We start from the raw sequence: 20,586 nt of genomic DNA on the forward strand, positions 1-20,586 counted from the left end.
CTTACTGGCAGAACTGGCAAGTGTTATTAATTGGATTTTGTCAGTTCTGCCAGTTGTCGCCTTATGTGATTTGAGCCTACGAAGTGTTATACATGTTATTTAGTCCAAGGCTATTAATGGCTTTTGTATATTTCCTGCCATCGCTTAATATAGAACTTATTGAGCCAGCTCAGTCCTAATTAGTCACTCGGTACTATATATATTTGTGAGATTAGGCGAAGCTTACATTACCCAAATTATCTATTATCCACTAATAAAATATAGCATCTCCTCTATGGCTTCAAAATTGTTTGTCTCCTACAGTCATGCCGACACGAAATTTGCTAAACTGATCGTTGATTTACTCCGTGTAAATGCAGAATTAGAATACGTTTTTTATGACAAAGACACATTGAAGCCTGGTCAGAAGTGGGCGAAAGAGATCACTAAAGCTTTGAATGAGGTGCAAAAGGTTCTTGTTATCTGGTGCGAACATGCTTTGGCCTCATCTTATGTTAAGAGGGAATATATGTTAGCATCTAAACAGGACAAAGAATTAATTCCCGTTTTGCTGGATGATACACCCCTCCCCAAACGGCTATCACTTTTCCAAGGGATAGATTGTCGAGAAGCAGTAAAAGGTTCACATGAGCTCTTAAATGCAGACTTAAGGCGACTCCCAGAAAGTAGGTTAAAGCGCCCAAATTTTTATACGGATAGCCATAATGGCAAAGGTGGAAGAGAGTTTCCAGAAGAAAATTGGTGGGATTTAAGACAGGAGGAAATTCGAAATAAGAATCATAATATTTTCACTGAAAATGCAAAAAACGTTGCAAAGCTTCTTAATCAGGAACTCCAAAAGCGATTAAATCAAACTACTTAAATGGTTGAAGAAAAAGCGTTGTTAGAAAATGTTGTTTCTAAAAGAGTTCTGTACTGTTTTCAGATTACATATATTACCCTACACTTCTACATCAATTTAGCTATACCATTCAGAGATTGCTACACTGGAACTGTCACTACCTATTCGACTCCAAAAGTTGCACATTCGGTAGCCTGATGATCAATAATAACCTATTTTACCTCAACAAGTTAGGCCCGTATCGTTCGGGCATGGTTTGTATGGCAGTATTGATTGCAGTGTAATAAAGATGGGGACCAATGATTTGTATATCATTGGCTAGTTTTCTGACAGTATAAATATCCTATTTACTCTTCGACGAGCTTATCGTCGCCTGAAAGCTATACATAACGGATGAAATATGCTTATGTATAGTCCAAGTAATTATTTTTAGATATGATTTCTTTCAGAATGCCAATAGGTAGTAATATTGATTAACGAATAATTAATGTGTGGTTGGCCGAATTATTAAAAATCAGAACTTAGTCCGAAGCGACTTTTTAATTTTTTCAAAATCGTTTCTAGAAAGTAATTCTATCGTTTCTGAATTCATATCATTTAAATGAGAAATTAATTCACCAATCTTATATCTAATCGTTTTTATTTTTTCAAATTGATTAAGAGTTGATGATGAAAGATAGCTTAATACTAACTTTTTCCATTCATTTTCTAAATTCTCCCAATATTGAAAATATTCTAATAGTACTGAGGGATTATTTAAATAAAGAGTTTCAATACGTACAGGCAGTATTTTCAAAACAAATTTTTCTTTGCTAAGCGTACTATTTCTATATATTTCATATAGCTCAAACATACAATAAGGCGATTTGAGATATTTATCACTAATAAATACTAGTATAGCATCTCCTTGGCCAATTTTTTCTATAAATTTTGAAATAAGCCCCCTATATTCTAAGTCAATTTTATCTCTAATAACATTAAACCCTTCCGACTTAAGACTTTCATATAAATCATCTACAAGTATTTCACGGCTTTTATTTCCTTCTTCCGCGTCATTCCAGGCATAAGAAAAGAAAATAGTCTTTTTTGAATTATCTATATCAATTTGTACCTCCTTTATACTCAACAAATAATCTAAATCCTTTTCAATAAATCCGATTATATCCAAAAGCCTACGTATAACCACTGCCTTTATTGGATTTTCTTTATATTGTTCATTTAGGTGTATTACTTCCTTTATATAAACTGATAATTTATCGTATTTCCTTAAAAGGGTCGTAAGTAGGTAGGTAGATTCTTCAATTTCAGAAATAGATATTAACCTACGAGCTTCTTTAATAATATTTTTATTATCCATACATTTGATTAACTGTAAAGTTGCCTTTATTCTGGAAATAGTATTAGTTTAATAGTGGCTTTTTTTTTCGACCTTGACGGTTGGCGCTTTCTGTACTTATTTTTATCTCATCATTTAATTTTGAACCGAGTAAAAAGAAATAGAATAACCTATTATTACGGTATATATTTATAATAAAATATATAAAAAATACTTTTAATAATAATATAAAATATAAAACATATATTGTAATAGCTTCAATAAATGCCGTTGATCTATTAATTATACTTTCACCGATTTTTTTTGATAAATCATTGTTGATTTTAATATTACTTCCAATTATGTTAATATTATCGCTGCCTAATACTGCTTTGAAAAGAGCGGGATCGAAGAGAGTAAATAATAGCTGTATTGCTGCATATAGATATAATAACCATAATTCCCATTTTTTTGGCTCAATAAACTTACTGTCAAGCCTACCTATAAACAGACATAAGCCCACAGAAACAACAGCTCCACTAATTGTCCTACTAATTAATGCAAAGAAACCAAACTCTATATTTTTTGGGTTTATAAAAATATAAAATGATCCTATAGTAAAAATAAATAAAGCGATTACTGCGACCCCTAATTCCATTTGGTAATTTAAGTCTTCCTCAAATGTGTTTTCGATTCTTGAACTAGGTTTAATTGTATCATCCGTTACTATTCTATAAAGTACAACCAAAAAGAACCCTTCACTTCCATTAACAATAACATCTGTAAAATTTTTAAACTCGTCTGGAAAATCTATATATATCATTTTTACACACCAGTTTATATAATAAAGAGTATACAATGCTAAATAAGAAAGTCCTAATCTCTTCCACCACTTGCCAAACTGCCAAATAGAGGTATTTGCCCTTTCTGAAAACCAGGTTAATGTATCTACTCGATTATCAAATTTATTTCTAATATATACGTCAGCATTTTTAATAAAACTATCAATCACTAACCTGGGTATTATAGGATACAATACCATACAAATAAGTGTTGAAATTTGCAATACTATATTTAGAACATACATTAAATTAAACCTAGTGGGATCCTGAATTATGAAGTAACCTATAGGGATAGAAAATAGCAATAGAGACATCAAAAATGTCCAGAAGAAAGAAAAATCTTCTTTTCTCTGCGAAACTGTTGTAGTTCTAGAGATTATACTATCACTAAGTTCAGCTTTCAAATCTCTTAAACTTTCGTCTTCTACAATAAGTAGAAGTTTGTCAATTATTATTATTGCACCATGATAATTTTTATTATTTTGATATTCTCTCGATAAAGCGACCATATTATCAATCTCTAATTCTACTTTATTTACAATTTTTAATAAATTTTCAATAAAGATAGCTCGCTCTTCAGTTGTAGAGTTATTTATTGTAATCGGTTGTTGTCTATTCCAGTACTCAAATTGAGCCGAAAGACTAATAATATCATCGTGTAAGTCAATATTTACTTCGCCAGTAATTGAAATTACTTGTTTTATAGCTTCCTGAATTCTATTCTCAGCTATTAAGCCTCTGACTTTGTGAAGATACATATGGAAAAATTTATAGAATTAAAGGTTATACTGTAAAATTTATATTGACTACATACCAATTAGATTAGATAAAGGCATCTTTATTGATCAAAGCAGCACCTTGTAACTGTGTCTATCTACAACTCTATCTAATTGATTTAGAAATTTGATTCTCCATTCAGCTAGGTCGTTCACCCAAATTAATATTTAAATAATAAAAGTTTGCTAATTAGTTGTAAATATTTAGTCACTTATTTTTAACAAGTGTTGACTGTATTAACTAATCATTTTTATGCTTCTAAATCGCAAGAACTGTTTTCGAAGTCTAATTTCCTACGGGAAAAACACCCTTTTTTGGAAAAATAACCCGTATTCCCAAAAATACCATACCTCTGTTTATATACTTACCGATGAATCAATTAGTTATACTTTAATTTGTATGCATGCAATTACATACATAACTTTACTGTAAATTAAAGTAGCTATGAAATACGTAACGCCTTATCAGTATGCAAAGCTTTGTGGTGTTTCCTCACAAGCCATATATAGCAGAATTTCAAAGGGTTTGGTCGAAAAGGTACAAATACCTGATCCAACTGGCAGTTTGAAAGATTATATTGATATTGAGAAATATCCCCCTGAAAGGATTAGAAAGGAAAAAAAATAATCTAACCACTATTTGTATATATGCAAATAGTGGTTAGATTTGTATTATCAATGAGGAACAGAAAAGGCGATATAGTACCGACGAGGTTGCTCGCTGGACAGTATGCAACGAGTTGACAACCAATAAAAAGCCCCAATGCTAAATCTTTGGACGGAGTAGCAAAGGGGTAAGTAATTCACTTTAAACTTTGCGTATAAAATGAACACGGAGCAAAACTACGTGGGTAAGGGGAGCTATGCAAACATCCCTCCACAAACTGCCCAAAATCGGGTTAAAATCCCCATTACGACCGACTATCGGTTAATCACCCCTCCCCTTGCCAACGTGAGCGATGAGGTGTACCAAGTCCAGACAATGCTACTGAATGTAGTGGACGATTTCATGGAGTACAGGACTCCCATTGAAGAAATCAACAACTTGCTTGAGAAGTGGCTGACCACTCCTGCTGTCGATTTATCAGACAAAAATAACGCAAGGCAACTAAGCCTGATGCTCAAGCTCGTCAACTTCCTAGTTGAGTTGAGAGAGTCCCACACGAACTTGGAGTATATGGCCAAACGGGAAGCACAAAAAGGAGGGGTGAGCAATGGATAATAAAGACACCTTACAGGCACAAGATCATGACTTGTGTATTTCACTTCTGTTAAATACCAATTCTGCTGTTTCAAATATCTCTAACGCTACAATTGTTTATTGGGCATTGCGTGACTATAAATTAGATAAGCTCAAGTACATCATAAAATATCATGCGGAAAGTGTAGGTGGTGCCAGTGGTCTTGAGGATGCTGCTGATATGTGGAATGAGATTCTAAGCATAGAGGCTTTACAAGTCGAGATTACTGATAAAGCGATTGAATTGGCTGAGAAAAACTATTGGAAAGCTGAGCAGCTAAGGAATCCTAGTGACTATGCCAAAACTAAGCTAGGTCACACTGAAAGTAAAGCCAGAATGCTAGCCGACTATTTGGAGGAATTTAAAATCGCAATCCCATAAAAGCCAGCGCACAAAAAGCAATATCTTCAATGCACCTTTGCCCAATAGCATTAGATTGCGGGTATGAAAACTCTAATTGCACGAGTACAAAAAGAAGGACAAGTAGATGATTGATTAACAAGTCTCCTACCTAGTTATTACTGTATTGAACAGCCCTGGCAATCGTCAGGGCTGTTTGCTTCAGAGTATGTACAATTAAAATTCACTTTTACCTATAATGACCAATTCTGCATTTTCTAAACCCAAAATGCCTGGCAACTAAAGATTTAACCGGGCTTTTTAATTAGCTTAATCATGCCACGGTTAACATTCAATATTGAACTCTCTAGTAAACCTGATAAAAAAGGGCGATCATCAGTAATGGTACGATTGCACATGATGGGACAAAAACCAGCACGAGTACTCACTTCGGTAAAAATCTTGGATGCCCATAAGTATTGGAATCCTAATAAGGACTGGGAAAAGTGGATTATAAAGCACCCCGACCAGGAAAGCCTAAATAAAAAGATAAAAAATGAATATTTGCGCATACAGGATCAGGTCGAAAAGTGGCAAGAGGCCAAACCGAATACAGTATTTTCACCCTCTATTTTGGCTGAACGGTTTAGGTCTGGACTTTCTGAACGCTATTTTGATTGGATTAATAAAGTTTTAATTGATGTAAAAGAACAGGCTTATGGAACATATGCCGGAAAGTTATGTGCGGCCAAGGCATTACGACAATGGGCAGGTGAAGACTTATTGTTACAGTCGATTACGACTGACTTTGTGCAAAGATATCAAGACTATTTACGTACAACTCCAATGGTAAACGGAGCTCGTCGTAAAGGAGCAACAGTCAACAGTTACCTACATATTCTGAACGTACTTCATAAAGCAGTGCTAGTTAAAACTGGTCTGTCACCCAAAGAGTCTAATATTCTTTCACCTTGGGATGATATAATACCAATTAAAGAAATTAAGACCCAAAAAGGGAAGCTCTCCGAAGCGACAATCGAGCGTGTAGCGGCTATGAAAATTACCACTAAGCGAAGAAAAGTTACACCTGAAACAGCTTTTCAAGTTTGGATGCTTTCACACTTTCTGGCTGGTGCAAGATTCTCAGATATAATGCAGCTTCGTTATTGCCAATTTGAATTAGACACCAATGGTCAACCCATTCACTTACGATACGAAATGTTGAAAACTGGCAATAGGATTAGTATTCCTATTTTCGATGAAGCCAGGGAATTATTAAAAAGATGGTGGCGTAAAGATACTAAGCCTAGCGAATATGTATTACCATTTTTAAAAAGCAAGCAACCCTACAATAAACTGTTAACGCATGAGCAATATCAACTGGCACCATTTGAAGTACGCAAGAAATTATATAATGACATAACTCATCAAAACAAACTGTTTAATACTAGCTTAAAAGATATTGAAAAGCAAACAGATGTAGGAATTAAATTAAGAATGCATAACTCAAGGCACAGTTTTGCGGCAATGGCAAAACGCATCATGCGTGAAGATAAAAGCCTAACCATCTTTGATATTCAGATGATGCTAGGCCATAGTAGTTACAAGACAACTGAAGAATATTATCGTGAAATAGACGACGAAGACACTACATCTGCAATGAATGCTATTTTCAATAGGAAGAAAGGGTAGATGAGTGCTTATTTATAATTTTATTCATTATTAAAATCCTAGAATCGTATAGTCCGACTCACTGACAGAACCGACAAAAGGGAATATTGAAGTTTAGTCGGTTTTGTCAATAGGTTGCCTTACACGTTTTGAAGAAGAAAATACCTGTTGAGGTCTGTTTGGTGAGTGTGCGAACGAGTTTTACAGGTTGTACCTTTAAAACAGAAATAGAAAGTAACATAATAAATAGCCCACATGGAACCATCTAATATTATTGACAAGCTTTCTTCATTAACTATACTACCAGAAATTTATAAAGACTTGGCAAAACCAGGAATTCGTAAAACAGGTATGGCAATAGGTGATGCACTTGAATTTGTTTTTTTGCCTATTCGCTTTATGAAACATGGCCATGATTAGATTGATATACATTTGAAAAAGCACTTAGAAAGGGTTGCTAAAAAGCTTGATGAAATACCCGAAGAAAAGATTGCCGTAGTACCCAAAGAAATTGCGGTGCCACTTCTACAAAAACTTTCTTACACAACTAATGAGCAAGTAGCGGAACTATATGTTAATCTATTAACATCTGCTGCAAACGAAAACACAGCAAGCAATGCACACCCAGCATTTGTGCAAATGGTGGAGCGTTTGTCTGCTGATGAAGCAAAAATTATAGATTTTATAAAAGATATTGATGAGCTGAACTATTTACATTTACAAGTCGATTATGGTCCTCCTAAATTTAAACAAGCTTATCTTTTAAAATACGTATCAGAATTAGACGAACTCAACTTAGACTTCCCTAAAAATATTACTGCCTATTTAAGTAACTTAGTTAGTATGGGCATTCTAATAGATATAAAAATAAATTATTTGAAACATCAACAATATGTTTTTAATAAGCTTAGAGAAAAATACAAGCTCAAGTTTGAGGAGTCGGAAATTGAACTCAAAAGAACACATCCCAATAGTAGTCTTGTATGGATTCAGTCGTATTTTGAGGTCACCCCATTTGGCTATCTTTTTATTTGTGCTTGTACAGGAGCAATATATTCAGAAATTAGAGTTATTATAGATAATGATGATTTTATACTTGATTAGCCAAACTCTTACGGGTTTAATCAACAAACCTTGTTTTACAACAGCTAACGTATCTAATTTGGTCTCAGCAACTGGCCTTCTATGTTGAAAGTCATATGAAAATTAGATCTGAAATTATAAAAAATATAAATTGTACATATTACTAGTAGTTGAGTAGATTGTACTATTAACATGTGTTCTCTGCAATACAGTATTAAAGTATTATTAACTATTCAAAGGGGTTATTATGCTTCGTATTTATTTAGACAAGCAGGTCATATCATATTTGCGGAAGTTCCCAACAAAGAAAGAGGATATATATAATCAATTCCTTGCTATATTTCAGAATCAAAAAGATGATTTTATTTTACCCTATTCTATCGGTCATTTTTTAGATTTAAAAAGAGATCTAACTGATATAAAAGATGAAGATCTAACATTCATGTCAAGTATTGGTATGAATTATTTTATCAGATATAATATACATATGAAGCGGTCAAGAATTGCTAATGAGAATCCCCTTACGGCATATTATGCAGGACGTTTGAACGAAAATGTTAATTATCAAACAAGAAAGGAGTCAAATGTATTTGATTCCATAAATCAAGAGTTTGCGGTAATGTATAAGCATTATTATAAAATTCTGCATAAAATTAATAATAATAAAAACTACAAAAAGTATCTATCAAAACAAGACATAGAATTCTATGAGAGAATGAGAGTCATTGTTCCTTTTGATAAGAGAAGCATTTCTGAAAGTAAGTTTATTAAATATGTACAAAAGTATTACTACAAGTTAAAAGAAAAGCCAAAATCTGATTTGAGAGCTTTTATGAATGAGCGAATTAGTAAAAGTAAAATAGATTTTACAGTACCAGTTCATCAATTAGATTTTAGCAAATATAATTTAAAGGAAGATTTAGAAAACAGTAATCTGCAAGCTTTTTTCATAGAGAGAATCCTAGATCTAATGGTTATGAAAGGCGAAAAAGATTTTAATGCGTTAGATAATGTTTTCTTTTTCCATAGCTTTTACCAATCATTAGAGCTTACAGGAATAATAAATGAAAAGCCAAGCAAATTAAGTGTCGAAAGTATGACAAGTGATGGCGAACATGCCTTTTCAGCGTCTTATTGTGATATATTAATTACTGAAGACAAAAAATTATCTCAAAAATCAAAACTTCTCTATGGCCTATTATATATTAATACACTAGTTTTTACAGTAGAAGAGTTTATAAAATATTATAGATCTTATCAAAAATCTGTAGTCATAGATAAAGATCAAATAATTGGTCTGAGTAAGGCTGAAGTGAAAAGATTCCTAGCCAATGAAATAAAAAAATACAACAATCTAATTGAAAGGTATTATATAGATAGCGAATGGCGATATCTGGCTATGTTTAATAATATTAACTATAATAGTGTAGGTGGGCATTATGAGTTAATATTCTCACGAATAACAAATAATTATTTAAATATGTGGATTAATGAAGAAATTAGATACATTACTAATTTAGCAGTGATGAGTCTTGGGAAGGATATAAACGGGAATTCCAATTTTATTGAAGAAGTTGAAATACCACAAATTCAGAACAAAACATGGTTAGGAAGAATATGGCATTATGATAGTTTAATAATTCAATTGTATATAAGCGATAGCGATGTACGTCACATGCTAATGAGAATTGGACTTTTTAAACAAACCTCATCCTAAACGCTATATTTTTAGTACTAACAGGTTTTTCCAATATAACTGCAACGATTTCTGAATTACCTAGGAGGAAAACATAGTTAATAATCAGCAATCTTAGTTTTAATAGCAAAGTATATATTAAACACATAAGCGTAAAGCCTACTATAGAAAAGGATACTACTTATAAATGCTTTTATTGAGGTATTCCCAATTTTTCTTTTAACCAAACACCAGATTTTCTGCCCTGAAGGCCCTTAACAATATTATCCAATCCTCTTACCATAATATATAAAGCACCTAGTAGCTTAATGCTCAGGTTAGTATCTAATCTCACCTTAATACATGTTATTCCATGTGGATCTACGAAAAAAACGCTTATAAAGCCAACTAAAAATTCAAAGATCCCATATGCTAGTCTTATCTTCTCTCTAGCAATAAAAAGAACAATACTTATAAAAAATATGGCTAATAAAATTCCCCAAACCTCAAATGTTGAAACAATTAAATTTAAATTAGCGTAAATCAATATTCCAAATATTGCCCCAGAAATTCCAAAAACAATATTTTTAATATATCATTCCTAGTAATATTTGAATATTCTTTTAAGTTTTGAAAAGTTTCTGATGTTTCATCTATAGTATTTTCTTTTATAATTAAATCTGCAACAGGCATTATAGAAATCTCTTCTTTAGCTAATGTTTCAGCAAGATATTTATCTAATGTAACTACAGATACATCCAATTTTTTTTCATTTTTCAAATAGCTCGCATAAAAAAATATACGCAAATCTGCATGTGAAAGCTTCAAATAATTTGCCAATGCTTTTAAGTCTTGGCTATTATATATCTGCTCAGGCAGTTCAGGAATCACAACACGACCTGCTTCTTTAGCATTGGTAATGCTCAAAGTGAGAAAATTAAAAATATTTGGATTTAATCCTTTCTGTGAAAAGGTCAGCTCTTTAACAACATCGGGTAAAATATAAAATTTATACTCTGAATTATTATTTAACAAAATTTCAGGGTAACGTATAAGTATATTTGTGTCTACTATTATATGTTTCATACTTTACATTGATATCAAGTTTAAGCATTTAACTTTAATTGGCAATAATATTCAGTAGTTTAACTTACCTGGGTTACAAAATTCAACACCCCTTGATACATTAATTTTATCTCTTCGATAGTATAGTCAGAATACTTTCCATGAGCAGCACTGTTTCTGAGACCTAGCCAAGCTGTTACTTGTTTCTGCTGAAGTGCATTATATACACTTGCCTTAACTAAATCTGAGTTCATTAAATCGGCCTTTTTAGGCATTATATCCCCTCGACTATTAGTAATAGTTATATCTATGGAATAAGTGCCACATAGCTGACGTATATGCTCTTCTAAGACTGAACCAATCATAACAGCGGCTGCGTCTTTGTATTTTTCATCTAATAAGTATTTGCCCATTTCGAGAAAATCAGAAAATACTTCAGCTGTAATGAGTTGTCGATAAGAAAAAAGCCACCCATTTTTAACCTCTTCTTTTATTGATTTAAGGATTGCTATCGCGGTATCGGTAACATACTTCTGGTTACCTTTCATTTCAGATAACTGGCTAAAATAGGGGTGACTTTCGCCAAATAAACTTGAAATAAAAGAGAGCACCGCTGATCTATAACCACCAGCAAGGCCTCCGTCAACATAAGTCCCGTAGTCAATATATGTTGTCTTTAGTACATCATTACCCTTTTTAATAAGAAAGTTAATTCTCTTCAGAAGTTCTATGGATGAAGTCATTTTCAATAGGGAGGAGCAAAGGATATATAGCTCTGAGCTTTAAAACCCAATGTGAATAAAAGTGGTAGAAATGAAAACTTTTACCTAATAGTGCGATAAATTTTTCGAAATTAATATTTGAGCACGTATCTAATTGTTGTGCCTAGTGTTGAACCTGAAATGAAAAGACACCTTGTAGTTAAGATAAGTAGCTGATTTTCAATACCGAGCCCGTAGGTTCGAATCCCGCTCCCAAGTAAATCAACTTAATACCTTCACTTGCCAAAGATAAATTAATCCAATTACACATCCGAAAAGGTCTCATTCTTGAACAACTTGCACATTTTGAGCACTATTTGTACCTTAATCCTCATAACCAATGAATAACTAATTTATTATCAAAGATATGTAGCCATTAATTACTTTCTGATACAGAAAGTAACCGCACTGAATAAACTTTTAGGGGTTCAGGAGACTGTTTCATTTTACATTTCTCAACCTACATTAGCACGTAGATGAAATTGACTCAACCAGACGACAAATGGCTCTCCAGAGTGGTCATATTTATGATCATTTCCTTCTTGTGTATTCAATACACCGATTCAGCCGGAAAATTCGTATGGCCGCTCCTTTTATCGGCTTTATTAAGCGTGATGTTTCTTTCTAATGAGTTCATTCCCTGTTTGTTAATCCTCCTCGCTTGGTTCTACTTATGGACGCTCGTTCTCTTCCCTAGAGATCGAAATCGATTCCGGGTAGGTTTTTCGATTGGTTGGCTGTGGGCAGCTTCGGCTTATCCTGGATGGTTATATCTTCATCGAGCCGATCCTTCTCGTCAACCCTGGACTGGCTACCTGGTAACGGCTAGTCTTTTCATCTTATCGTCTTGTCTGTATCTCTATTGGTTTTACTTTACGAAGAAGAAAAGCGATTCAGAGCTAGATACTGTTTCCCCCTAATCCAGTTCATTTGATTCTGATACCTCCAATTTTGTTTGGTAAAACTGGAATACCAATTCCGTTGGCAATAGCTACTACGTATATATTTAGACCCCAAAAAGTGGGTAGATATCAAGAGCTGCGCCGTTAAAATTCAGAAGCTGTAAGGTTGCTCTTACCACACCTCGTAAAAGCCCCAATAAATGAATAAAAACAGTAACGCCAGGTAAGCCAGATTATTAAGGGTCAATAACAATTTAGAAGGCATCCACCAGCTGGCTCTGCTAAAGACCTGGATATTAGCCCTTAAAAGAGGAATGATAAGCACTAACAGAATGAAAGGCAGGTAGGCAGCCATGTTTGTCAACGAAAAGTAAATGTCCTGATAGGGAGCTTTGCTATAAAACATGGCAGGTGTTCTCACCAGCAAGAACATATAGTAGAGCATTGGCATACTGATTATAGCGACCAACAGCTTATAGCTCACATATGAATCCTGAATACGGGTCGATACGTTTAGGTTAACCAAATAGCTGATTAAAAAGAACGGAGCAGAAAAAGCAAAAAGACCACCACAGAAAAGCAGGAAGGTAGCAATGCGTTGGTCGTTTTGAGGGACTTTGTAGTTTACTAATCGCTCATATTCTTCATTGGTGGGAAACAGCGAGGCTATGTCAATCGTATGATCTCCTTTTGCCAGTTCTCCGGCTAAATTGAATTTTACTTCTCGGTTATAATCATGATAAAAATAGAGCTGAAAGTCGCCCTTTTGAAGATCGGCGATGGATGAATACATCGTACCGTCGCCCATTTTTTCTCGGCATTCGTGCATCGTATCTACCAGTGCCAGGCAGTAGTTGGCCGTTGTATCGAACGGATGTTTATTTATATAGTCCCGGCCCCGCTGATATCGGCCCCAATTCAGCCGCTCTTTTTCTGGCGTAACAGAGGGGCAAAAGTTGGCAATAATATATTTATCATCGTTTCCCAGGATCATCGTGTCAGGTTCCATGATGAGATAATGTCCCGATTTGTCGGCAAAAAATAGCTGGCCATTCCGGATGATGTCTCTGTTATATTGGATCGCATAATGCATTACATCGTCAACCGTTTGACAAGTCTGCATTATCTTCCTGACGAATGTGGCGAAATTGGTGAGCGATTTTTTGGATGGGTCGATTTTGATTTTCTCCTTGTAGATCGTCAGTCCATCGAAGGCCAGCCCGGCTTGGTTCATCGCTCCCTGGGGAAAAAGGTCGCTGTAACTCACGTATAATGCCCCTAATTTGCCCGGCGGAGCATTCACAAAACTTATCCTAGCCCCGATTCGCCACGAATCTTCATTATTACCCAAATAGGTCTTGCCATGGATTGTCACCTTGCACATACTACAGGCCAGGCCAGTTAGACTCACCATTTGTGTGAAGGCAATTAAGAGACAAAGACAAATGCGGAGTAGGGTCTTCATAATGCTTTATTACCAGTAACTTATGAGGTTCTCCAATTATTGCTGACTTGGCACAAGATAACGACCGTTTGCATTGCCGCACCACCATTATGTTGTTTCGTACTTTCATTCACATTCATAATTCAGTTACTCGCCTTTATCTACCTGTCAACCACAACATTTGCTGCTGACTTCCTTAAACCTCTGTTTACCTTTCCAGGGCTGGCGCTGCTGACCGCAGCCAGCCAGTATCCTGACCTGAGCCCTACGATTATTCTGCCGATGCTAATTTTCCCGCAGGCAGTTCGCGCAACATGGTAGTCAACATCTTTGAAGGGGCGGGCATCCCCACTTCCATGGGCAATGTGCAACTAACTTTGAGGGCCCCGGTGGGCTATCCGCTGAGTTTTGATAATAAGCTAACCAGCATCAACGTATCGGGTGGCTCAATGACCAATGTCAACAACTCACAGTGGAGCCTACTCCCAACCACGGGCAATCGACAGCTAACGTTGCAGCTCAATACAGATCAGTTTGTAAATGCGAACGCCACTTCATCACTGGGTTTCACCATTACTCGAACGAGCGCCAATGCGGGCAGCGCGTCGAATGTGACGGTCAACGTGGCCGATGATGCCAGCAAGAGCTACGATGGCAATCCGGCCAACAATGTCTACGCCCGCATTATTAGTGGGTTGTAATACACCCTACCTCATCTTCGGAGCCTAGCTTTTACTACATCACCTTTGACGGTTAGAAATTGGTCGGTTGAGTAAGTAAGTCTACTCTGACTGGTGGGATGGGTTAAACGCAAGCCTATTACCTTGGAACTGCTGCCTGGTCAATCGGTCTTCTCTCCATAAAAAAAGCCTTCTCATTTAGAGAAGGTTTTTTTATTCACTAACAAACGAACATAATACTGTAGTGCATCAGGCCAATCTGACGCCTTTTTATATTCCCTGAATCCTATTGAACGCCTGTATTGTCATCTACTTTTAGGGAGTCTATTAGCAAGGAAATTACTAGAGGAACAAGAGTTTACTTTATTTTGTCAGTTATTGGATTAATTTTGCATTGTAAAATTACTATCTAATGATTCAAGTTATTAATCGGGCACTGGACCTGTTGGAACTAATCGCGAATGATCCCGAACAGCCAAAATCTCTGGGAGAATTGGCCGATGGGCTTAGCTTGAACCACGGGACTTGTGCCAATATTTTGAAAACCCTGGTAGCACGCGGTTACGTCGAACAGGTAGCTGCTAAGAAAGGCTATATACTTGGCGCAAAAGCCTACACGCTAACCGGAAACGAAGCCTACCAAAAAGATTTGCTCGAAGCAGCTCGCGAGCCAATGGATGCACTAACGCAATCGGTAAACGAGAACTGTTTATTAGCTATACTCAAAGATAATCAGCGAGTTGTAATCCATAGAACGTTTGCTGAGCAGGATCTTCAAGTACGTACTGCCGATATAAAACCCGTGTATGATTCGGCTTCAGGCCGACTTCTGCTAGCTATGCTATCCAAAGAAAAACTTCAGCGCTTCATCAGTAAGTACGGTCTACCTTATGGAGATTCCTGGCCAGAAATTCAGTCTGAAGACCAACTATACGATGCCCTGGCGCTCATGAATCGGGATGAGTTAGCGCTACAAACAATTCCGAATCGACACGTTATAGGCCTTGCAGTACCGATCTATAAGAATGGAATTGTGGTATCTAGCCTGAGCATTTATCTACCTGAGTATCGATACATGGCAATGGATAAGCAGAGGCTTGTGCAGGACTTGCGAAAATGCGCCGAATCTATTAATAATAAACTGATATAGAGCTATATATAAAAAATATCTTAAAGGCTTCGGCCTTTTTTTTATGCCTATTCAACTAGGTGTTGTTAATAGCCGAATCAATTTTTTATGAAAAATCAAGAAAATATTTGGAGTTAAGCCATAAAACACCTTACTATTGCAATAGAATAAAATTGATTTTTATAATATAAAATTAATTCCTAAATCTCATGAAATATGTTACGTTTACGTGGCTGATTGCCTGTATGACGACGCTTTGTGTATCCATGTCATGGGCACAATCTGTCGTCATATCCGGGCAAGTAAATGGCGCGGGCGATAAGGCTCCCCTACCAGGTACCACCGTATCACTTAAGGGTACCACCATCGGTACTGCAACTGATGCTTCTGGGAATTATCGGATCTCGGTTCCCAATCCGGCGAATGCGACCCTGGTCTTTTCGTCAGTGGGCTTTTTAAGCCAGGAAGTTTCTGTTGGCAGTCGATCTGTTATCAACGTGGAGTTAGCTGTCGATACACGGCAACTCAATGAGGTTGTTGTGGTTGGCTACGGCACGGTACGTAAAAGCGATTTAACCGGCTCACTCGCTCAGGTAAAAGCCAAAGAGCTCTCTTCGTTTCCGGCTCCCAACGTGTTACAGGCTTTGTCGGGTAGAGCGCCAGGGGTACAGGTGATTCAAAATACAGGTGCGCCGGGCGCATCGATTAGTGTTCGAATTCGGGGAGCAAATTCGGTTCAGGGAAGTAATGAGCCCTTGTATGTGATTGATGGTTTTCCTATTGCGGGCAGCAGTCCATCTATTTTGAACAACAACGATATCGAGTCGATCGAAATTCTCAAAGATGCCTCTGCTACCGCTATCTATGGATCGCGCGGGGCGAATGGCGTGGTTATTATCACGACTAAACAGGGCAAAGTGGGCAAAGTGCAGGTGGACTATGAAGGCAGTTATAGCATTCAGACACTCCGGAAAAAACTGGACCTGATGAATCCGAAAGAATATGCTGCTTTTTACAATGAGCAAGCCGTGAACGATGGAAAAGCACCCTATTTTACTCAGGCTCAGATTGACGGATTTGGGCCGGGTTATGACTGGCAGGGTCTTGTATTCCGGAAAGCGCCTATGCAAACGCACAACCTGACGGTGAATGGGGGTACTGACAAAACACGTTTCTCCATTGGCGGGGGCCTTATGAATCAGCAGGGTATCATTGCCAATAGTGATTATAAGCGGTATTCACTGCGCGCCAACTTTATAACCGATGTCAGCTCTAAATTCTCACTGACTTACGGGGCAACATTAAGTAAAATCACCTCCAATCGTCAGAATAACTCAGGTGGTAATCGGGGATCATCATTGATTTCGGCGGCCATTTCTGCCCCACCAACTCTGACGCCTTATAATGATGATGGGAGCTATCGGGTCCTGACAACGGCTTATCCGTTTATCTCGAATAGTATTGTCAACCCCATTAATGTTATCAATGAAACGAGTGACAAATTAGATGCGAATCGAATCCTGGCTAACGCAGCGCTAACGTTTAAGCCGTTCGAGGGACTGGCCATAAAAATTTCCGGGGGTATTGAGAACGCTGATGATCGGACGGATGCCTATCAAACAACCAAGCTAATTAACTCCCTGGGTAATGCCAGTGTAGGCGTTTCGCGGACAACCAGTTTGCTCAGTGAAAATACCGTTAGCTATAACAAAATAATTGGCCAGAAACATAGTCTGGCAGCTGTAGCCGGGTTTACGTATCAGGATTTTCTCAGTACCTCCCTGAGTGGTTCGGGTACAGGTTTTCTAAGCAACGTTCCCCAGACTTATAATCTGGGATCGGCCAGTACGCCCGGAATTCCCGGTTCGAGTTATGGCTATAGCACCTTACTATCGTATTTGGGTCGGGTAAATTACAGCTTTAATAACCGTTACCTGGCCACCGTTAGCTTCCGGGCCGACGGCTCATCGAAATATTCGACTGGCAACAAATGGGGGTATTTCCCATCCGGCGCATTAGCCTGGCGGGTGTCAGAAGAACCGTTCATGAAGAACGTATCCTTTCTGTCTGATCTAAAATTACGGGCTAGTTGGGGGCTATCGGGCAGTCAGGCGATTAATGCCTACGCAACGCTCAACATGCTCTCATCGGGTAAAACGGTTTTCGACGATGCACTCTACAATACATTTGCCCCGAGCACTACTCTGCCCGGAAATCTGAAATGGGAAACTACCGAACAAACGGATGCGGGGGCTGATATTTCCTTTTTTAATAATCGCCTGCATTTAACGGCTGATTATTACGTAAAAAATACCCGAGATCTGCTTAATACGGTCCAACTACCCAGTTCGTTTGGGTACACTACCACGATCCGTAATGTCGGTCAGATTCAGAATAAAGGACTTGAATTTTCGGTAGATGGACGGGTAATTGACAAAGCTGTTAAGTGGGATGTTTCGGCCAATATTGCGTTTAACCGCAGCAAAGTCATTAAGCTCTATAATGGGCAGGATATTCTGGGCGGCAATTTTAATGTTACGTTGATCTCGGATGCGGCCAATCTGCTCCGACAAGGCTTGCCCGTCGGTGTGTTTTATGGCTACGTTGAGAAAGGCTATTCCGATAAAGGGCAAGTCGTTTATCAGGACTTAAATGGCGACGGTGTAATCAATCAGAATGATAAAACCGTTATTGGCAACCCCAACCCAAAGTTTATTTACGGCTTCAATTCGTCCGTGTCATTCAAGGGACTGGAACTGTCGATTTTTATTCAGGGTGTTCAGGGGAACGACCTGGCAAATCTTAGTGCCATTGGCAATACGCTCGATTACAATTACGGCTTAAACATGCCCCGTGAGGTATACCTCAACCATTGGACGCCTACGCACACCGACGCGAAGTACCCAATTATTTCGAGCAAAAACTCCTATAACTTCTCGAACCGGAATATAGAAAATGGTTCGTTCATGCGGCTCCGGAACATTCAGTTAGCCTACACACTGCCCATAAAACAGTGGGGGCTTAGTGATTTGCGCAAAGTGCAAATTTATGCCAGTGGGCAAAACCTGCTAACCATAACCAAATATTCCTGGTGGGACCCCGAAGTCAACTCAATGGGTGGCGCAAATTCCATTGGACAGGGAATCGATTACTATACGTACCCAACCACCAAATCGGTCACGTTTGGGTTGCGAATTGGCTTCTAATCATCTTAAACCAAAGCCTTGCTGAGCAATGAACTTCCTAACTACTTTTTTTCATCTCTACGGTAGAGGACGGTCCGTCGTTGGACCAGGACTAGCCGGGTTGCTTATTATTTCGGTACTTTTTTCCTGTAAGGATGTACTGACAGAACAGCCCAAATCAATTGCGGTAGAAACGTTTTATAATACGACTAGTGAACTGGATGCCGCCGTAGCTGCTGTTTATAGCGGCCTGCGTAACTCGGCCAGTGGTATAGGGGGCGAATATGCGGCCCAATTGGAAGCCTACACTGATTACTGTTACGGACGGCCCGGTAGCAGCTACGCTATCCTGAGCGACTTTCAGGGACTAAATAGTACGAATATTGTTCGGGTGGGCAACATGTGGACGGTCCTATACCTCAGCGTTCGGAATGCAAATCTGGTCATTCAGAATGCGCCTAAGGCCAAAAGCGTTTCGGCTACCGACATTGCTAAATATGTAGGGGAAGCTCGCTTCCTTCGGGCACTTACCTATTTTACGCTCGTCAAAAACTGGGGTGCAGTGCCCTTGCGTACGGAAACAAACCTGAACGAACCCAATGTGAAGCGGAGTTCCACCGACGATGTCTATCAGTTAATTATAGCCGATCTCCAGAACGCCGAAACAACCCTGCCCGATAAACCAGCTCAGTCGGGTCACCCGTCGAAATGGTCGGCGAAAACGGTTCTTGCGGATGTGTATTTCTATCAGGGTAAAAATGCCGACGCCCGCGACAAGGCTAGTGAGGTAATCCAATCGGGTAAGTATTCGCTCGTGCCCATTACGAAAACCGATGATTTGCAGAATATTTTCGGACCGGCGGTAGTAACAACAACCGAAGAGGTTTTTTACCTCAAGTACACCCGTCAGGCAGGGCAGGGAATGTATTTTGTCATGTTCCCGAACCACCCAGCCACCAAATTCGTCGGCGCAGGCGGGTTCTATGGCATCAGCTCGGATTTAACGAATTCAGTTTACGCGGCCTGGGATGACAAGGATTTGCGAAAAGGCAATTGGTACGTCTGGGATCTCGGCCTTGGAAAGACCACTACGCTTAGTAAAAAATTTATTGACCCGCTAGCACCATTTCAGGACGCATGCGGCAACGACTTTCCCATGTATCGCTACGCCGATGTGTTGTTGCTCTATGCCGAGGCCGCTAGCCGGGCGGGTACCGGACCAACCGCCGACGCTGTGGATGCGCTCAACCAGGTACACCGACGTGCCTATGGATTTAGTCCGACGGCCGTCTCCAGCGTGGATTTCAAACTAAGCGATTTTACGGCCAGTACCTTTAACGATCTGGTGTTGAAAGAACGGGGCTACGAAACCCAGCTGGAAGCAAAGCGCTGGCACGATCTAAAGCGGTTGGGCCCCGACAAACTCAAGGCCGTCATTAAAGCCGCAGTTGGTAAAGACGTAGCCGACAAGCATTTGCTTTGGCCCATTCCAACGTCGGAACTGAACTACAATACGGCGCTGGACCCCAATAAAGATCAAAATCCAGGGTATTAAAGTAAGTGAAGAATGAAGAGTGAAAAGTGTAGAATAGAATTAACCAATTAGTATAAACACTACATATTCTTCACTTTTCACT

General features: G+C 38.2%; 19 protein-coding genes. 13 read left to right on the forward strand and 6 right to left on the reverse strand.

Annotated features, from left to right (window positions below; translation table 11 throughout):
* The first annotated feature begins 274 nt into the window (after positions 1 to 274).
* Entirely contained in the window at positions 275 to 862 is a 588-nt protein-coding gene (locus GO755_RS14175) for a toll/interleukin-1 receptor domain-containing protein (RefSeq protein WP_157585835.1), read from the forward strand.
* 493 nt (positions 863 to 1,355) lie between these two features.
* Here the strand turns inward: GO755_RS14175 and GO755_RS14180 are convergent, their stop codons facing one another.
* Both GO755_RS14180 and GO755_RS14185 read right to left on the reverse strand, forming a co-directional pair.
* Positions 1,356 to 2,198, reverse strand: a complete 843-nt coding sequence (locus tag GO755_RS14180) for a toll/interleukin-1 receptor domain-containing protein (RefSeq protein WP_157585836.1) — start codon at positions 2,196 to 2,198, stop codon at positions 1,356 to 1,358.
* Between the two features lie 43 nt (positions 2,199 to 2,241).
* Positions 2,242 to 3,756, reverse strand: a complete 1,515-nt coding sequence (locus GO755_RS14185; protein WP_157585837.1) for a hypothetical protein — start codon at positions 3,754 to 3,756, stop codon at positions 2,242 to 2,244.
* Positions 3,757 to 4,219: 463 nt separating this feature from the next.
* Here GO755_RS14185 and GO755_RS14190 point away from each other — a divergent pair, with 463 nt between their 5' ends.
* From GO755_RS14190 to GO755_RS14220, 7 genes are all read left to right on the forward strand, one after another.
* A complete protein-coding gene (locus GO755_RS14190) occupies positions 4,220 to 4,402 on the forward strand; it encodes a hypothetical protein (RefSeq protein ID WP_157585838.1) in 183 nt (60 codons plus the stop codon).
* Between the two features lie 198 nt (positions 4,403 to 4,600).
* Positions 4,601 to 4,996, forward strand: a complete 396-nt coding sequence (locus tag GO755_RS14195) for a hypothetical protein (RefSeq protein ID WP_157585839.1) — start codon at positions 4,601 to 4,603, stop codon at positions 4,994 to 4,996.
* Positions 4,989 to 5,396, forward strand: coding sequence for a hypothetical protein (locus GO755_RS14200; RefSeq protein WP_157585840.1), 408 nt, complete (start codon positions 4,989 to 4,991; stop codon positions 5,394 to 5,396). Before GO755_RS14195 ends, GO755_RS14200 begins: the two co-directional genes overlap by 8 nt.
* A gap of 294 nt (positions 5,397 to 5,690) precedes the next feature.
* Positions 5,691 to 7,046, forward strand: coding sequence for a tyrosine-type recombinase/integrase (locus GO755_RS14205; RefSeq protein ID WP_157585841.1), 1,356 nt, complete (start codon positions 5,691 to 5,693; stop codon positions 7,044 to 7,046).
* A 234-nt stretch (positions 7,047 to 7,280) separates the two neighbouring features.
* Positions 7,281 to 7,445, forward strand: a complete 165-nt coding sequence (locus GO755_RS14210; protein ID WP_157585842.1) for a hypothetical protein — start codon at positions 7,281 to 7,283, stop codon at positions 7,443 to 7,445.
* A gap of 12 nt (positions 7,446 to 7,457) precedes the next feature.
* Positions 7,458 to 8,129 carry a DUF4393 domain-containing protein gene (locus GO755_RS14215; protein ID WP_157585843.1) on the forward strand — a complete coding sequence of 224 codons (672 nt, stop codon included), beginning with the start codon at positions 7,458 to 7,460 and terminating at the stop codon, positions 8,127 to 8,129.
* A gap of 226 nt (positions 8,130 to 8,355) precedes the next feature.
* Positions 8,356 to 9,825: a hypothetical protein gene (locus tag GO755_RS14220; protein ID WP_157585844.1), complete on the forward strand. Its 1,470-nt coding sequence runs from the start codon at positions 8,356 to 8,358 to the stop codon at positions 9,823 to 9,825.
* 172 nt (positions 9,826 to 9,997) lie between these two features.
* Here the strand turns inward: GO755_RS14220 and GO755_RS14225 are convergent, their stop codons facing one another.
* The 3 genes from GO755_RS14225 to GO755_RS14235 are packed head-to-tail and all read right to left on the reverse strand — an operon-like array spanning position 9,998 to position 11,591.
* Entirely contained in the window at positions 9,998 to 10,330 is a 333-nt protein-coding gene (locus GO755_RS14225) for a hypothetical protein (protein ID WP_157585845.1), read from the reverse strand.
* Positions 10,327 to 10,869 (reverse strand): PIN domain-containing protein, encoded by a 543-nt coding sequence (locus GO755_RS14230; protein ID WP_157585846.1) that lies wholly within the window; start codon positions 10,867 to 10,869, stop codon positions 10,327 to 10,329. The genes GO755_RS14225 and GO755_RS14230 overlap by 4 nt, the downstream gene beginning before the upstream one ends.
* Positions 10,870 to 10,928: 59 nt before the next feature.
* A complete protein-coding gene (locus GO755_RS14235; protein ID WP_157585847.1) occupies positions 10,929 to 11,591 on the reverse strand; it encodes a HEPN domain-containing protein in 663 nt (220 codons plus the stop codon).
* A 494-nt stretch (positions 11,592 to 12,085) separates the two neighbouring features.
* Here GO755_RS14235 and GO755_RS14240 point away from each other — a divergent pair, with 494 nt between their 5' ends.
* Positions 12,086 to 12,529, forward strand: a complete 444-nt coding sequence (locus tag GO755_RS14240) for a hypothetical protein (protein WP_157585848.1) — start codon at positions 12,086 to 12,088, stop codon at positions 12,527 to 12,529.
* Between the two features lie 154 nt (positions 12,530 to 12,683).
* On the opposite strand, the gene GO755_RS14245 is transcribed toward GO755_RS14240, so the two are convergent.
* Positions 12,684 to 13,976, reverse strand: coding sequence for a C45 family peptidase (locus GO755_RS14245; RefSeq protein ID WP_157585849.1), 1,293 nt, complete (start codon positions 13,974 to 13,976; stop codon positions 12,684 to 12,686).
* A gap of 293 nt (positions 13,977 to 14,269) precedes the next feature.
* Between GO755_RS14245 and GO755_RS14250 the strand changes: the two genes are divergently transcribed.
* From GO755_RS14250 to GO755_RS14265, 4 genes are all read left to right on the forward strand, one after another.
* Positions 14,270 to 14,656 carry a hypothetical protein gene (locus tag GO755_RS14250; RefSeq protein WP_157585850.1) on the forward strand — a complete coding sequence of 129 codons (387 nt, stop codon included), beginning with the start codon at positions 14,270 to 14,272 and terminating at the stop codon, positions 14,654 to 14,656.
* A 391-nt stretch (positions 14,657 to 15,047) separates the two neighbouring features.
* Positions 15,048 to 15,785 carry an IclR family transcriptional regulator gene (locus GO755_RS14255; RefSeq protein WP_157585851.1) on the forward strand — a complete coding sequence of 246 codons (738 nt, stop codon included), beginning with the start codon at positions 15,048 to 15,050 and terminating at the stop codon, positions 15,783 to 15,785.
* 188 nt (positions 15,786 to 15,973) lie between these two features.
* Positions 15,974 to 18,970, forward strand: coding sequence for a SusC/RagA family TonB-linked outer membrane protein (locus GO755_RS14260; RefSeq protein WP_157585852.1), 2,997 nt, complete (start codon positions 15,974 to 15,976; stop codon positions 18,968 to 18,970).
* Between the two features lie 28 nt (positions 18,971 to 18,998).
* Positions 18,999 to 20,504: a RagB/SusD family nutrient uptake outer membrane protein gene (locus GO755_RS14265; RefSeq protein ID WP_157585853.1), complete on the forward strand. Its 1,506-nt coding sequence runs from the start codon at positions 18,999 to 19,001 to the stop codon at positions 20,502 to 20,504.
* The last annotated feature ends 82 nt before the right edge of the window (positions 20,505 to 20,586 follow it).

Origin of the sequence: Spirosoma arboris (assembly GCF_009754945.1) — a bacterium.
GTDB lineage: Bacteria > Bacteroidota > Bacteroidia > Cytophagales > Spirosomataceae > Spirosoma > Spirosoma arboris.

Bases quoted from the DNA above. Each gene is read 5' to 3' on its own strand.
- GO755_RS14175 (WP_157585835.1), top strand. From the start codon at position 275: ATGGCTTCAAAATTGTTTGTCTCCTACAGTCATGCCGACACGAAATTT.
- GO755_RS14180 (WP_157585836.1), bottom strand. From the start codon at position 2,198: ATGGATAATAAAAATATTATTAAAGAAGCTCGTAGGTTAATATCTATT.
- GO755_RS14185 (WP_157585837.1), bottom strand. From the start codon at position 3,756: ATGTATCTTCACAAAGTCAGAGGCTTAATAGCTGAGAATAGAATTCAG.
- GO755_RS14190 (WP_157585838.1), top strand. From the start codon at position 4,220: ATGAAATACGTAACGCCTTATCAGTATGCAAAGCTTTGTGGTGTTTCC.
- GO755_RS14195 (WP_157585839.1), top strand. From the start codon at position 4,601: ATGAACACGGAGCAAAACTACGTGGGTAAGGGGAGCTATGCAAACATC.
- GO755_RS14200 (WP_157585840.1), top strand. From the start codon at position 4,989: ATGGATAATAAAGACACCTTACAGGCACAAGATCATGACTTGTGTATT.
- GO755_RS14205 (WP_157585841.1), top strand. From the start codon at position 5,691: ATGCCACGGTTAACATTCAATATTGAACTCTCTAGTAAACCTGATAAA.
- GO755_RS14210 (WP_157585842.1), top strand. From the start codon at position 7,281: ATGGAACCATCTAATATTATTGACAAGCTTTCTTCATTAACTATACTA.
- GO755_RS14220 (WP_157585844.1), top strand. From the start codon at position 8,356: ATGCTTCGTATTTATTTAGACAAGCAGGTCATATCATATTTGCGGAAG.
- GO755_RS14230 (WP_157585846.1), bottom strand. From the start codon at position 10,869: ATGAAACATATAATAGTAGACACAAATATACTTATACGTTACCCTGAA.
- GO755_RS14235 (WP_157585847.1), bottom strand. From the start codon at position 11,591: ATGACTTCATCCATAGAACTTCTGAAGAGAATTAACTTTCTTATTAAA.
- GO755_RS14240 (WP_157585848.1), top strand. From the start codon at position 12,086: ATGAAATTGACTCAACCAGACGACAAATGGCTCTCCAGAGTGGTCATA.
- GO755_RS14245 (WP_157585849.1), bottom strand. From the start codon at position 13,976: ATGAAGACCCTACTCCGCATTTGTCTTTGTCTCTTAATTGCCTTCACA.
- GO755_RS14250 (WP_157585850.1), top strand. From the start codon at position 14,270: ATGGTAGTCAACATCTTTGAAGGGGCGGGCATCCCCACTTCCATGGGC.
- GO755_RS14255 (WP_157585851.1), top strand. From the start codon at position 15,048: ATGATTCAAGTTATTAATCGGGCACTGGACCTGTTGGAACTAATCGCG.
- GO755_RS14260 (WP_157585852.1), top strand. From the start codon at position 15,974: ATGAAATATGTTACGTTTACGTGGCTGATTGCCTGTATGACGACGCTT.
- GO755_RS14265 (WP_157585853.1), top strand. From the start codon at position 18,999: ATGAACTTCCTAACTACTTTTTTTCATCTCTACGGTAGAGGACGGTCC.